The organism is Sinisalibacter lacisalsi (assembly GCF_014640115.1).
GTDB classification, from domain to species: Bacteria; Pseudomonadota; Alphaproteobacteria; order Rhodobacterales; family Rhodobacteraceae; genus Sinisalibacter; species Sinisalibacter lacisalsi.
On record NZ_BMGI01000006.1, the window covers coordinates 171781 to 184888 of the forward strand.

At 68.8% G+C, this 13108-nt stretch carries 11 protein-coding genes; 6 read left to right on the forward strand and 5 right to left on the reverse strand.

All coding sequences use genetic code 11. The annotated features are described in order from the left end of the window. Positions 1–5 precede the first annotated feature (5 nt). On the forward strand, positions 6–1283 hold the full coding sequence (locus IEW01_RS16675) for an acetylornithine deacetylase/succinyl-diaminopimelate desuccinylase family protein (RefSeq protein WP_188529935.1): 1278 nt from the start codon (positions 6–8) through the stop codon (positions 1281–1283). Between the two features lie 56 nt (positions 1284–1339). On the opposite strand, the gene IEW01_RS16680 is transcribed toward IEW01_RS16675, so the two are convergent. From IEW01_RS16680 to IEW01_RS16700, 5 genes are read right to left on the reverse strand one after another with little or no spacing between them, the layout of a single operon-like run. After that, positions 1340–2191, reverse strand: a complete 852-nt coding sequence (locus IEW01_RS16680; RefSeq protein WP_188529938.1) for an SMP-30/gluconolactonase/LRE family protein — start codon at positions 2189–2191, stop codon at positions 1340–1342. After that, positions 2188–2793 carry a 2-dehydro-3-deoxy-6-phosphogalactonate aldolase gene (locus IEW01_RS16685; protein ID WP_188529940.1) on the reverse strand — a complete coding sequence of 202 codons (606 nt, stop codon included), beginning with the start codon at positions 2791–2793 and terminating at the stop codon, positions 2188–2190. The genes IEW01_RS16680 and IEW01_RS16685 overlap by 4 nt, the downstream gene beginning before the upstream one ends. Before the next feature lie 15 nt (positions 2794–2808). Then, on the reverse strand, positions 2809–3708 hold the full coding sequence (locus tag IEW01_RS16690; protein ID WP_188529942.1) for a 2-dehydro-3-deoxygalactonokinase: 900 nt from the start codon (positions 3706–3708) through the stop codon (positions 2809–2811). Beyond that, complete coding sequence (locus IEW01_RS16695) at positions 3705–4475, reverse strand: SDR family NAD(P)-dependent oxidoreductase (protein ID WP_188529944.1); 771 nt, start codon at positions 4473–4475, stop codon at positions 3705–3707. The genes IEW01_RS16690 and IEW01_RS16695 overlap by 4 nt, the downstream gene beginning before the upstream one ends. Next, positions 4475–6184: an IlvD/Edd family dehydratase gene (locus IEW01_RS16700; RefSeq protein WP_188529946.1), complete on the reverse strand. Its 1710-nt coding sequence runs from the start codon at positions 6182–6184 to the stop codon at positions 4475–4477. The genes IEW01_RS16695 and IEW01_RS16700 overlap by 1 nt, the downstream gene beginning before the upstream one ends. Before the next feature lie 450 nt (positions 6185–6634). Here IEW01_RS16700 and IEW01_RS16705 point away from each other — a divergent pair, with 450 nt between their 5' ends. From IEW01_RS16705 to IEW01_RS16725, 5 genes are all read left to right on the forward strand, one after another. Then, the gene (locus IEW01_RS16705) at positions 6635–8098 is read left to right on the forward strand and encodes an ABC transporter substrate-binding protein (RefSeq protein WP_188529948.1); all 1464 of its coding nucleotides are present in this window, start codon (positions 6635–6637) and stop codon (positions 8096–8098) included. 191 nt (positions 8099–8289) lie between these two features. Next, complete coding sequence (locus IEW01_RS16710; RefSeq protein WP_188529951.1) at positions 8290–9237, forward strand: ABC transporter permease; 948 nt, start codon at positions 8290–8292, stop codon at positions 9235–9237. Then, the gene (locus IEW01_RS16715) at positions 9234–10055 is read left to right on the forward strand and encodes an ABC transporter permease (RefSeq protein WP_229738325.1); all 822 of its coding nucleotides are present in this window, start codon (positions 9234–9236) and stop codon (positions 10053–10055) included. The genes IEW01_RS16710 and IEW01_RS16715 overlap by 4 nt, the downstream gene beginning before the upstream one ends. Further along, complete coding sequence (locus IEW01_RS16720) at positions 10052–11644, forward strand: ABC transporter ATP-binding protein (protein WP_188529953.1); 1593 nt, start codon at positions 10052–10054, stop codon at positions 11642–11644. The genes IEW01_RS16715 and IEW01_RS16720 overlap by 4 nt, the downstream gene beginning before the upstream one ends. Further along, positions 11637–13088 (forward strand): aldehyde dehydrogenase family protein, encoded by a 1452-nt coding sequence (locus IEW01_RS16725; RefSeq protein ID WP_188529955.1) that lies wholly within the window; start codon positions 11637–11639, stop codon positions 13086–13088. The genes IEW01_RS16720 and IEW01_RS16725 overlap by 8 nt, the downstream gene beginning before the upstream one ends. The last annotated feature ends 20 nt before the right edge of the window (positions 13089–13108 follow it).

Consider the following 13108-nt stretch of genomic DNA (forward strand, 5'->3'; position numbering starts at 1 on the left):
GCGCCATGACCGATCTCACCCAGACCCTGCTCGCCGAAATCGCCGCCCGCCGCGAGGCGCTGGTGGCGCTCACCCAAGGCCTCGTGCGCATCCCCACGCTGAACCCGCCGGGACGGCAATATCGCGAACTCGTGGATTGGCTCGCCGCGCGGCTGCAGACGCATGGCTGGGAGGTGGAGCTGATCCGCGCCGAGGGCGCGCCGGGCGACAGCGATCGCTGGCCGCGCTGGAACCTGGTCGCGCGCATCGAGGGCGCATCCCCCGGAGATTGCGTGCATTTCAACGGCCATCACGACGTGGTGGAGGTGGGCGAGGGCTGGACCCGCGATCCCTTCGCCGCCGAGATCGAAGACGGGCGGATCTACGGGCGCGGCACCTGCGACATGAAGGGCGGCATCGCCACCGCGATCATCGCGGCGGAGGCTTTCGTCGCGGCCAACCCCGGCTTCTCCGGCGCGATCGAACTGAGCGCCACGGCAGACGAGGAATCGGGCGGCTATGGCGGCGTGGCCTACCTTGCCGAGCGCGGTTATTTCAGCCCCGAGCGGGTGCAGCACGTCATCATCCCCGAGCCGCTCAACAAGGACCGGATCTGCCTTGGCCACCGAGGCGTCTGGTGGGCCGAGATCGAAACCAAGGGCCGGATCGCCCACGGCTCGATGCCCTTCCTCGGCGACAGCGCGATCCGCCACATGGGGGCGGTGCTCGAAGAGATGGAGCGCGCGCTCTTCCCCCTGCTCGCCGGCAAGCGCACCGAGATGCCGGTGGTGCCGGACGGCGCGAAGCAATCGACGCTCAACATCAACTCGATCCATGGCGGCGAAGCCGAGCCCGAGCCGGGGTTCACCGGCTTTCCCGCGCCTTGCGTGGCCGACCGCTGCCGCATCGTGATCGACCGGCGGTTCCTGATCGAAGAGGATATCGCCGAGGTCAAGGACGAGGTGCGCGCGCTGATGGAACGGGTGAAAGCGGAACGCCCGGGCTTCGCCTACGAGATCCGCGAGCTGCACGAGGTGATCCCGACGATGACCGACCGCGACGCACCGGTGGTGCGCTCGACGGCGGCGGCGATCGAGAAGGTGCTCGGCGCGCAGCCCGACTACGTGGTGAGCCCCGGCACCTACGACCAGAAGCACATCGACCGGATCGGCAGGCTGCGCAACTGCATCGCCTACGGCCCCGGCGTGCTCGATCTTGCCCACCAGCCCGATGAGTGGATCGGCATCGACGACATGGTCGACAGCGCCGGGGTGATGGCGCTGGTGCTGGCGGAGCTTCTCTGAGCGGCACGGGTTGGCATGAGTGAAGCGGTTGGGCGCAAGGCGCGCGGTTCGTCGGATCAGACCTTCACGCGATGTTCGGCCTGACCGGTGATCCCGGTTTCCACCGCGAAGGTCAGGCCATCGTTCTCGGCAGGCGAGGCGATCCCCTCCGAGGCGCTTGTGGCGAACAGGGTTGTGAGGTGGGGCCCGCCGAAGGCCGGGCAACTGACCTGCCTCGCCGGAAGCGCGACCGCCGAGAGAAACCGCCCGTCGGGGGCATAGCGCGCGACCCGCCCGGCGCCCCACTGGGCATTCCACAGGCAGCCCTCGGCATCCACCACCGCGCCATCGGGGTTCAAGCCATCGCGCGAGAGATCGACGAACACCTCCGGCGCGCCATCGGGCCAGCCGGCATCGTCGAGCGTCTGGCGCTGGATGATGCGCCTGGCGGTATCGGTGAAATAGGCGAGGCGCCGATCGGGCGAAAAAGAGATCGCATTGGAAATCGTGACGCCCGCGAAAAGCCGTTCGAGCCTTCCTTCGAAGAACCGGTAGATCGCCCCCGCCCCCGGCTCCGCCGCCTTGCCCATCGTGCCGATCCAGAAGCCGCCGAACGGATCGGCGCGGCCATCGTTGGAGCGCGTTGCCGGGTTGTCTGCCTCCAGCGCCACAAGATCCTCGCGCGCGCCGGTCTCGATGTCGAAGCGAAACAGCGCGGTTTCCGAGGCGATCAGCAGGCGATCGCGGTCGATCCAGCCCGCGGCGGAAACGTGCTCGTCGAATGGCCAGTGGCGCGGGCCGTCTTCATCGCGGGTGAGCAGGCGTTTGCCGAGGATATCGAACCAGAACAACTGCTTCCGCTCGGGGTGCCACAGCGGCCCCTCGCCCAGCGTGCAGCGGCGGTGATCGAAAACCTCCGCCGTTGTCATGCCCACGCCTCGTCGTATGCCGACACGATTTCCTCCGCGCGGGCACGGACCTCGACCGGCGAAAGCCCCGGCGTGTAGATCGCCGTGCCGATCCCGAAGCCGGTTGCGCCCGCCGCGCGCCAGGCGGCGAAGTTCTCCGGCCCGGCCCCGCCGACGGCATAGGTCTCGGTCCCCGCAGGCAGCACGGCGCGGATCGCCTTCAGCCCGTCCGGGCCGATCAGGCTGGCGGGAAACAGCTTGAGCCCGTCCGCCCCGGCACGCAGCGCGGCGAAGCACTCGCTCGGTGTCATCGCGCCGGGATAGGAAGCCATGCCCGCCGCTTTCGTCGCGGCGATCACCTGCGGATTGGTGTCGGGCGAAACGACAAGCGTGCCCCCCGCATCGCGCACCTGTTCAACCTCGTCCACCGTCAGAACCGTGCCGGCCCCGATCCGCGCCCGCGCGCCCAGCGCATCGGCCAGCGCGGCGATGCTGTCGAGCGGGTCGGGCGAGTTCAGCGGCACCTCGATGATGCCGATCCCGGCCTCGACCAGTTCCGTGCCGATCGCAACCGCCTCGGCCGGTGTCACCCCCCGCAGGATAGCGATGATCTTGCGCTCCATGTCTTTCCGCCTTTTCTAGTTTCGCCCGGCCGAAGCCGCTTTCAGCCCGGCCAGCACCATCTCGTCACCATCGGCCACCTCGGGCAGGGCCCCCTGCGCCCGCAGAGCGGCGGCGTATCGCGCGATGAGCCCCGCGGCGCCCACCAGCGCCAGCCGCGTGCCCAGCCAGTAACCGCGCGCGCCCGCCAGTTCGAGGCCGATCAGCAGCCCCGAGAGCCGCGAAGCGGCGGCATCGGCATCAAGCCCGTGCAACAGCGCCTCGGCGCGCAGCCCGAAGAGCCGCGCCGTCAGCGCCTCGGGCCGTGCCATGCCATCGGCGACGCCGTCGATGAACGCGGCCTCGTCACTCCCATGTCCGACCGTGTGGCGCAGAACCGTATGGCCGGAGATCGCGGCGAACAGCTCGCCCGTCATCACCGTGCGGAAACTCACCACCTCGCCCGCGCTGACCTGAACCCACTTCGTATGCGTGCCGGGCAGGCAGATCGTGCCGTCGAAGTCCGGCACCGTGGCGAGAAACCCCGCGATCTGGGTTTCCTCGCCGCGCATCACGTCGGCGGGCCTGTCCTGGCTCAACCCCGGCAAGATCATCACGTCGAGGCGCGGATCGGCGGCGGGCGCGCGGGTGGCATGGGCCAGCCCCGGCGGCGCGCAGGGCACGGCTTCATAGGCCGCCTCGATCCAGCCCTGACGTGCCCCCACCATGCCGCAGGCGATCACCGGGGTGGCGCGCCCCTCCGCGAGGTGTGGCCCGACAAGCTCCAGCAAGGCAGGCTCGAAGGCATCAGGGGCAAGCCCGCCCATGCCCCTGTCGGAGGCAAGATGCGCGATCTCGCGCCCGGCGCCATCCATCACCCAGGCCCTGAGCCGCGTCGTGCCCCAGTCCACCGCGATCCAGTCCGCCGGGGCGCTCATCCCGTCACCACCACGCCACCATCCACCACCAGCGCCTGCCCGGTCATCATCCGGCTGGCCTTTGAGGCGAGGAAGAGGGCCGCGTCGACCATGTCGGCCGGCACGAGATGTTGCGGCAGGCATTGCCGTGCGAGATGCGCGGCGAGCGCCTCGGGGGTGGCCCACTTCTTCAGTTGCTTATCGGTGAGCACCCATCCTGGTGCGAGGGCATTCACCCGGATACCATCGGGGCCGAACTCGCGCGCGAGGCTGCGGGTCAGCCCGTTCAGGCCGGAATTGGCGCTGGTGTAACCGGGATAGGCCCCCTGCCCCATCATGTAGCTGATCGAGGTGACGTTGATGATCGCCCCGCCACCGGCCGCACGCATCCCCGCCACCACCGCCTGAGCGGCGAAGAAATGTGCCTTGAGGTTGATCGCCTGGGCCTGGTCCCAGAACGCCTCGGTGACCTCCTCGGTCTTGTGGCGCTGATCATTCGCGGCGTTGTTGACGAGCACCGTCACCGGCCCGTGGGCCTCGGCGGCCTCGGCCACCGCCGCCCTGAGCGCGGCGATGTCGGTGATGTCGCACGGGATGAACAGGGGCCGCGCGCCGTGGCGCGCCTCGATCTCGTCGCAGAAGGCCGTGCCATCGGAGCGCTGCACAAAGGCAACCCGCGCGCCTTGGGCGATGAACCCCTCGGTCAGCGCCGCGCCGATCCCGGCACCGCCGCCGGAGATGAACACGCTCGCGCCCGCGAGGTCGTGGAAGGTGGCGTATTCACTCATCAGTGGCTCTCCCGCGTGACCGGTCGGGTATCCTGCCCGACGAGAAAATCGAGATCGGCCCCCCGGTCGGCCTGCATCACGTGGTCGACGTAGAGTTTCGCATAGCCGCGCGTGTAATGCGGCGGATCGGGCTGCCAGGCGGCGCGGCGGCGGTCCAGCTCGGCGGAATCCACGAGCAGCTCCAGCGCGCCCTGCGATGCCGACAGCCGCACCCGGTCGCCGGTTTTCACCAGCGCCAGCGGCCCGCCCGCCTGCGCCTCGGGCGAGACGTGCAAAACCACCGTGCCGAAGGCGGTGCCCGACATACGGCCATCGGAGATGCGGACCATGTCGCGCACCCCCTGTTTCACCAGCCGGGCCGGGATCGGCATGTTGCCGACCTCGGGCATACCCGGGTAGCCCTTCGGCCCGCAGCCTTTCAGCACCAGCACCGTATCGGGCGTGACCGGCAGATCTTCGCGGTCGATATTCGCCTTGAGGTCTTCGATGTTCTCGAAAACGTAAGCCTCGCCCTCGTGTTCGAGCAGATGCGCGGTGGCCGCGGAGGGCTTGATGATCGCCCCGTCGGGCGCGAGATTGCCGCGCAGAACCCGCACGCCGGAGGCGGGCTTGAGCGGGTTCGCAAAGGGGCGGATCACGTCGTCGTTGTAGCATTCGGCGCCCTCGGCATAGGCCGAGATATCGCCGCCCAGCACGGTGCGCGCGGGCCGCAGCAGCGATGCGAGTTCCTTGAGCACCACCGGCATGCCGCCGGCATAGGCGAAATCTTCCATCAGGTACTGCCCGGACGGCATGCAATTGACGAGCAGCGGCACCTCGCTGCCGATCTCGAAATCGTCGAGCGAGAGATCGAGGCCCAGCCGCCCGGCGATTGCCAGAAGGTGCACCACCGCGTTGGTCGACCCGCCCACCGCTGCGTTGGCGAGGATGGCGTTCTCGAGGCTCGCGCGTGTCACAACGTCGGAGAACTTCAGCTCCTCCTCGACCATCCCGACGATGCGCCCGCCGGTCATGTGCGCGAGCGCCATGCGGCGCGAGTCGACGGCCGGCAGCGCCGCGTTCAAGGGCAGGCTCATCCCCATCGCCTCGACCAGCGAGGCCATTGTGCTGGCCGTGCCCATCGTCATGCACACGCCCTTCGAGCGGCTCATCCCGCTTTCGGCGGCCATGAAATCCTGCAAGGTCATCTCGCCCGCCCGCACCGCTTCGGAGAATTTCCACACGTCGGTGCCCGAACCGATATCGCGCCCCTTCCACTTGCCGTTGAGCATCGGCCCGGCGCTGACCACGATGGTCGGCAGATCGACCGAGGCCGCCCCCATCAGCTGGCCCGGCGTGGTCTTGTCGCAGCCACCCAGTAGCACCACGCCATCCATGCCATAGGCGCGGATCGATTCCTCCACGTCCATCGCCAGCAGGTTGCGAAACAGCATCGCGGTGGGCTTCATCTGGGTTTCGCCCAGGCTCATCACCGGGAACTCCACCGGAAAGCCCCCCGCCTCCCAGACCCCGCGCTTGACCCCCTCGGCCAGTTCGCGCAGCCCCGAATTGCACGGCGTGAACTCCGACCAGGTGTTGCAGATGCCGATCACCGGGCGGCCATCGAACACGTGGTCGGGGAAGCCCTGGTTCTTCATCCACGAGCGGTGGATGAAACCGTCCTTGTCGAGCTTGCCATACCAGGCGCGGTTGCGGCGGGTTTTCGTCATCGCTGTGCTCCTTCCGGGCGCTGCATCAACTTGCGGCAATACATGACCATACTCGTACTCCGAAATGATCCGGCGGCAAAAGGCATCAACTTTTTTCCTGCCACGGCCCCGACGAACCGAGCCGCCCAAGCCTTCGCCGGTGGAGCGCACCCGCGGACAGCGAAACGGCGCAAGCATTCGGTTGTGAAAGGCGGGCAGCGGGTCTCTCTCGTCCGAACCATGCCGAACCGCCCGCGTCAAGCATGGGCCAACCGTCGCGCGCAGGCCCGGGCGCGATCGAGGTCTGACAGCGCGCGCAGGCAATGCGCCGCGAACGGGATGGCCCGCGCCCGTCGCCAGGGCGCGGCTCGCCCCCGACGCACAGGAAAACGGCGAAATTCCTTGCACACTCGGCCGCCGCCGCGTTTCAATGCGGCACAGGCCCAAGCAGGACCGACAGGAAGGACACCCATGAAACAGTTCACCCTCGCTGCCGCGCTCGCGCTCACCGCCGGCATCGCCCACGCCCAGCAGGATACGATCACCCTCGGCATGGTGCTCGAACCGCCGAACCTCGACCCGACCGCCGGCGCCGCCGCCGCGATCGACGAGGTGGTCTATGCCAATATCTTCGAGGGTCTGACCCGCTTCGGCCCCGATGGCGCTGTGCTGCCCGCGCTGGCCCACAGCTGGGACGTGAGCGAGGACGGCACCGTCTATACCTTCCAGCTGAACGAGGGCGTGACCTTCCACGACGGCACGACGATGGACGCCGATGACGTGGTGTTCTCGCTCGACCGCGCCCGCGCGGAAGACACGACCAATGCCCAGAAGGCGCTATTCGCCGGGATCGAGAACGTCGAGGCGGTGGACCCGCTCACCGTGCGCGTCACCCTTGCCGAACCGAACGGGAACCTGCCCTTCAACCTGGCCTGGGGCGACGCGGTGATCGTCGCGCCCGAAAGCATCGAGCAGGCCGCCACCGCGCCGGTGGGCACCGGGCCCTTCGTCTTCGCCGAATGGCTGCAGGGCGACCGCGTCACCCTCACCCGCAACCCCGATTACTGGGGCGAGGCCCCGGCGCTGGCGCAGGCCACCTTCAAGTTCATTGCCGACCCCAACGCCGCCTTCGCCGCGATGATGGCCGGCGATGTCGATGCCTTCCCGAACTTTCCCGCGCCCGAAACGCTGGCGCAGTTCGAGGCCGATTCCCGCTTCAAGGTGATCGTCGGCTCGACCGAGGGCGAAACCATCCTCGCGATGAACAACGCCGAGCCGCCGCTCGACGATATCCGCCTGCGCAAGGCGATCGCCCACGCGATCAACCGGCAGGACATCATCAACGGCGCGATGTTCGGCTTCGGCACCCCGATCGGCACCCATTTCGCGCCGCACAATCCCGACTACATAGATCTCACCGGCCTCTCCGAGCACGACCCCGAGGCGGCGAAGGCGCTGCTGGCCGAGGTCGGCGAGGTGCGCCCGCTGCGGCTGATGCTGCCGCCGCCCAGCTACGCCCGGCGCGGCGGCGAGATCATCGCGGCGCAGCTGCGCAGCGTCGGGATCGAGACCGAGATCAGCAACCTCGAATGGGCGCAATGGCTTGAACAGGTGTTCTCGGGCAAGGATTTCGATCTCACCATCGTCAGCCACACCGAACCGGCCGACATCAACATCTACGCCCGTCCGGATTACTACTTCCAGTATGACAACCCGGAGTTCCAGGCGCTGATCGCGGAACTCGGCGTCACCGCCGACCCGGCCAAGCGCAGCGAGCTGAACCAGGCGGCCCAGGAGATGATCGCGCGCGATTACGTGAACGGCTACCTGTTCCAGCTCGCCAAGACCGGCGTTGCCGATGCCAGGATCGAGGGCCTGTGGGAGAACGCGCCGACGCAGGCGAACGATCTCACCGCCGTGCGCTGGGTGGAGTGATCTGCCGCCAGGCTTGCGGAGGGCGTCGGGGCGACCCGGCGCCCTTTCGCTTTTCAGCGGAGCGCCTTCGGCGCACAGGTTTGCCGGGGTGGGGGTTCCACCCCCACACCCCCGAGGTATTTCGGCCAGGATGAAGGAGAGCCGCGTTTTGGGTCTTTTTCGCCCCCGCGTGCCGGCCTAGGCTGGCGGTCATGTTGCGTTACGCCCTTACCCGCGCCCTCTCGCTCGGCCTGAGCCTCGTCGTCGCCTCGGTGGTGATTTTCGCGGTGATCGAGGTGATCCCCGGCGATCCGGCGGCCTATATGCTGGGCATGAACGCGACGCCTGAGGCGGTGGCGGCGCTGCGCGGGCAACTGGGGCTGGAGGGCAGCGTGGTGTCGCGCTACCTCGGCTGGGCGGGGGGGATGCTGAGCGGCGATTTCGGGGTTTCCTATACCTACAAGGTGCCGGTGGCCGATCTGGTGGCGCAGCGGCTCTGGGTCTCGTTGCCGCTGGCGCTCTACGCGCTGGCGCTGTCGACGCTGATTGCCTTTCCGGTCGGGCTGATCGCCGCGGCGCGGCGCGGCGGGGCCACGGATTACGGCATCATGGGCGCAACCCAGCTCGGCATCGCCGTGCCCAACTTCTGGTTCGCGATGCTGCTCGTCATGGTCTTCGCGGTGAACTTGCGCTGGTTCTCGGCCGGCGGCTTTCCCGGCTGGGAGGACGGGCTGCTGGCGGGGCTGAAGGCGCTCACGCTGCCGGCCATCGCGCTGGCCCTGCCGCAGGCCTCGATCCTTGCGCGGGTGATGCGCTCGGCACTGATCGAGACCCTGGGGCAGGACTACATCCGCACCGCCCGCGCCAAGGGGCTCAGCCGGCGCCAGGCGGTGCTGCGCCACGCGCTCAGGAACGCGCTGATCCCGGTGCTCACGATCATCGGCCTGCAGTTTTCCTTCCTGCTCGCCGGGGCGATCATCATCGAGAACGTCTTCTTCCTGCCCGGCCTCGGGCGGCTGGTGTTCCAGGCGATCACCCAGCGCGACCTGATCGTGGTGGAAAGCCTGGTGATGCTGCTGGTCTTCGCGGTGATCGTGGTAACCTTCCTCGTCGATCTCGCTTATGCCGCGGTCGACCCGCGGCTGAGGCGGCGGACATGAGGCTGGGCGCGCAACTCTGGGTCGGGGCGGGCCTCACGGCGGTGTTCCTGCTCGCGGCGCTCCTGAGCTTCGCCTGGACGCCACATGACGTCGAGGCGCTCAACATCGCCGACCGGCTGAAGCCGATGGGCGCGATCTACCCGCTCGGCACCGACCATTTCGGCCGCGATATCCTGTCGATGCTGATGGTCGGCGCGCGCACCTCGATCGCGGTGGCGCTGGTGGCGGTGGGCATCGGCATCGGCATCGGGGTGCCGCTCGGGCTGATCGCCGCGGCCAATCGCGGCTCGCTGCTCGACGAGGTGGTGATGCGCGGCAATGACCTCATCTTCGCCTTTCCCTCGCTGGTGATCGCCATTCTGATCACCGCCGTCTTCGGCCCGAGCGCGCTGAACGCGATCCTCGCCATCGGCATCTTCAACATCCCCGTCTTCGCCCGCGTCACCCGCGGCGGCGCGCTCAGCCTCTGGACGCTCGATTACATCCTCGCCGCCCGCGTGGCGGGCAAGGGGCGGCTGCGCATCAGCCTCGAACATATCCTGCCCAACATCACCAACCTGTTGATCGTGCAAGGCACGATCCAGTTCTCACTCGGCATCCTCGCCGAGGCGGCGCTGTCCTACGTCGGCCTCGGCGCGCAGCCGCCCACGCCGTCCTGGGGCCGGATGCTCGCCGAGGCGCAGACGATGATCTACACCAACCCCGCGCTGGCCATCCTGCCCGGCCTCGCCATCGTCGCCATGGTGCTGGGGCTGAACCTGATGGGCGACGGACTGCGCGACCTGCTCGATCCCCGGGTGCGGAGGGCGCGCGGATGATCCGGCTCGAAGACCTCTCGGTCACGATCCACGGCGCGCCGATCCTGAGCGAGGTCTCGCTCGATATCGCGCCGGGCAAGGTTACCGGGCTGGTCGGCGAGAGCGGCTCGGGCAAGTCGATCACCGCGCTCGCGATGATGGGGCTGCTGCCCCATGGCAGCACCGCTTCCGGCCATGCCTGGCTCGAGGAGGGCGACGTGCTGGCCAAGACCGAGCGCGAGATGTGCACCCTGCGCGGCAACCGCGTGGGGATGATCTTCCAGGAGCCGATGACGGCGCTCAACCCGCTCAAGACCATCGGCGACCAGGTGGCCGAGACGCTGGTGATCCATGGCCGCGCCACCAAGCGCGAAGCGCTGGAGATCGCCCGCGCGCGCCTTGCCCGCGTCGGGTTGCCGGAAGACCGCTTCCCGCTCGGCCGCTATCCGCACGAGCTTTCCGGCGGCCAGCGCCAGCGCGTCTGCATCGCCATGGCGGTGGCATTGAACCCCGAGCTGCTGATCGCCGACGAGCCCACCACCGCGCTCGACGTCACCACGCAAGCCCAGATCCTCGACCTGCTGAAAAGGCTAGTGGCGGAGGAAGGCATGAGCCTCTTGCTGATCACCCATGATCTCGCCGTGGTCTCCGGGCTCGCCGACCACGTGGCGGTGATGCAGGCCGGGCGGATCGTCGAACAGGGGCCGACGGAAGCCCTGTTCCGCAGCATGGCGCATCCCTATACACGCAAACTCTTCGCCGCCTCGTCGCACCAGCCGGCCCGGGTGGCGCAGGCCGAAGACGTGCCCCTGCTCACGGTCGAGAACGCGGTGCGCGACTATGCCACCGCGCGGCTGGGCATTTTCGGCCAACCCGGCCGCTTCCGGGCGGTGAATGGAGTGAGCTTCACGCTCAGGCGCGGCGAGAGCCTCGGGCTGGTGGGCGAGTCGGGCTGCGGAAAGTCCACCCTCACCCGCGCGATCCTCGGGCTCGATGCCTTGCAAGGCGGCGCGATCCGGCTCGACGGGCAGGAGATTCACGCCGGGCCGCATCTCGACGCAACCATACGCCGCCGCATGCAGGTGGTGTTCCAGGACCCCTATGGCTCGTTCAACCCGCGCTGGCGTGTCGAGCGGCTGGTGGCCGAACCCTTCCACCTCAGCCCGGAGCACCTGCCTGACCGGCGCGACCGGGTGGCGCGCGCGCTCGAGGATGTCGGGCTGGAGCCGGAGGCGATGCACCGCTTCATCCACGAGTTTTCCGGCGGCCAGCGCCAGCGCATCGCCATCGCCCGGGCGCTGATCACCAACCCCGACCTGATCGTGCTCGACGAGGCGGTTTCGGCGCTCGACGTGCGGGTGCGGGCCCAGATCCTCGACCTGCTCGCCCGGTTGCAGGAAGAGCACGGGCTGGCCTACCTGTTCATCAGCCACGATCTTTCGGTGGTGCGCAGCGTGACCGACCGGGTGATGGTGATGAAGGGCGGCGAGATCGTGGAAGAAGGGCCGACCGAGGCGGTGTTCGCAGCACCCGCGCATGATTACACCAAGGCCCTGATCGCGGCCACGCCGCGCATTCCCGCCGATTGGCAAGGAGAGCAGAATGCTTGAAACGCTCTGGTATGACCCGACACGGGTTTTCATCGCAGGCCGCTGGCGCGCACCTGAAGGCGGCGGGCAACTGCCGCTCGAAAACCCCTCGACGGGCGAGGCGATCGGCACCATCGCGCGCGGCACCGCCGCCGATATAGACGCCGCGGTGAACGCCGCCCGGAACGCGCTCGAGGGTGACTGGGGGCGGATGACGGCGCTGGAACGCGGCCGCATCCTCGCCCGCATCGGCCAGTTCGTGCAGGCCCGGGTGGACGATCTCGCGCTGATCGAGGCCACCGACGTGGGCAAGCCCCTGACGCAGGCCCGCAACGACGCCATCGCGCTCGCGCGCTACATGGAATTCTACGCCGGGGCCGCCGACAAGGTGATGGGCGAAACCATCCCCTACCTCGCGGGCTACACCGTCTACACCTTGCGCGAACCTCACGGGGTGACCGGTCACATCATCCCGTGGAATTACCCGATGCAGATCATCGGCCGTTCGGTCGGCGCGGCGCTGGCCATGGGCAACGCCTGCGTGCTGAAACCGGCCGAGGAAGCCTGCCTCACCGCGCTCGCCTTCGCCGCACTGGCCGAGGAGGCCGGGCTACCGCCGGGCGTGCTGAACGTGGTGCCGGGCTTGGGCGAGGAGGCGGGCGCGGCGCTCACCGCGCATCCGGGGGTGAACCACCTCTCGTTCACCGGCTCGGTCGGGGTCGGCCGGCTGGTGCAGAAGGCCGCGGCCGACAACCTCGTGCCGGTCACGCTGGAACTGGGCGGCAAGAGCCCGCAGATCGTTTTCGACGACGCCGATCTCGACGCGGCGCTGCCCTTCCTCGTCGGCGCCTGCATCCAGAACGCCGGGCAAACCTGCTCCGCCGCCTCGCGGGTGCTGATCCAGCGCGGGGTTTACGACACGCTCGTGGCGCGCATGGCCGACAGCTACAACGGCATGATCTCGGCCCCGGCGACGATGGACGCCAACCTCGGCCCGCTGATCTCGGCGGGCCAAAAAGAGATCGTGGAAGGCTACCTCGCGCGCGGCGCCGATCTGGCGGTCGCAGGCCGGGGCACGGTGATCGAGGGCGCGCCCGAGGGCGGGCATTACCTGCCCGCCACGCTGTTTGCCGACGTGCCGCCGGACCACGTGCTCGCGCAGGAAGAAATCTTCGGCCCGGTGCAGGTGGCCATTCCATTCGACACCGAGGAGGAAGCGGTGGCCATCGCCAACGGCACCGGCTACGGCCTCGTCGCCTCGGTCTGGACCGAGAACGGTGCGCGGCAGATGCGGCTGGCAAAGCGGATCCGCGCCGGCCAGGTGTTCATCAACAACTACGGCGCGGGCGGCGGGGTCGAACTGCCCTTCGGCGGCAGCGGGCTTTCCGGGCACGGCCGCGAGAAGGGGTTCGAGGCGCTCTACGGTTTCTCCACGCTGAAAACCGTGGCCGCGCATCACGGCTGAAACCGGGCGCGGCGCGGGCC

Coding starts and splice junctions, on each gene's coding strand:
- IEW01_RS16710 (WP_188529951.1), top strand. CDS start 8,290: ATGTTGCGTTACGCCCTTACCCGCGCCCTCTCGCTCGGCCTGAGCCTC.
- IEW01_RS16720 (WP_188529953.1), top strand. CDS start 10,052: ATGATCCGGCTCGAAGACCTCTCGGTCACGATCCACGGCGCGCCGATC.
- IEW01_RS16725 (WP_188529955.1), top strand. CDS start 11,637: ATGCTTGAAACGCTCTGGTATGACCCGACACGGGTTTTCATCGCAGGC.
- IEW01_RS16690 (WP_188529942.1), bottom strand. CDS start 3,708: ATGAGCGCCCCGGCGGACTGGATCGCGGTGGACTGGGGCACGACGCGG.
- IEW01_RS16705 (WP_188529948.1), top strand. CDS start 6,635: ATGAAACAGTTCACCCTCGCTGCCGCGCTCGCGCTCACCGCCGGCATC.
- IEW01_RS16685 (WP_188529940.1), bottom strand. CDS start 2,793: ATGGAGCGCAAGATCATCGCTATCCTGCGGGGGGTGACACCGGCCGAG.
- IEW01_RS16695 (WP_188529944.1), bottom strand. CDS start 4,475: ATGAGTGAATACGCCACCTTCCACGACCTCGCGGGCGCGAGCGTGTTC.
- IEW01_RS16700 (WP_188529946.1), bottom strand. CDS start 6,184: ATGACGAAAACCCGCCGCAACCGCGCCTGGTATGGCAAGCTCGACAAG.
- IEW01_RS16675 (WP_188529935.1), top strand. CDS start 6: ATGACCGATCTCACCCAGACCCTGCTCGCCGAAATCGCCGCCCGCCGC.
- IEW01_RS16715 (WP_229738325.1), top strand. CDS start 9,234: ATGAGGCTGGGCGCGCAACTCTGGGTCGGGGCGGGCCTCACGGCGGTG.
- IEW01_RS16680 (WP_188529938.1), bottom strand. CDS start 2,191: ATGACAACGGCGGAGGTTTTCGATCACCGCCGCTGCACGCTGGGCGAG.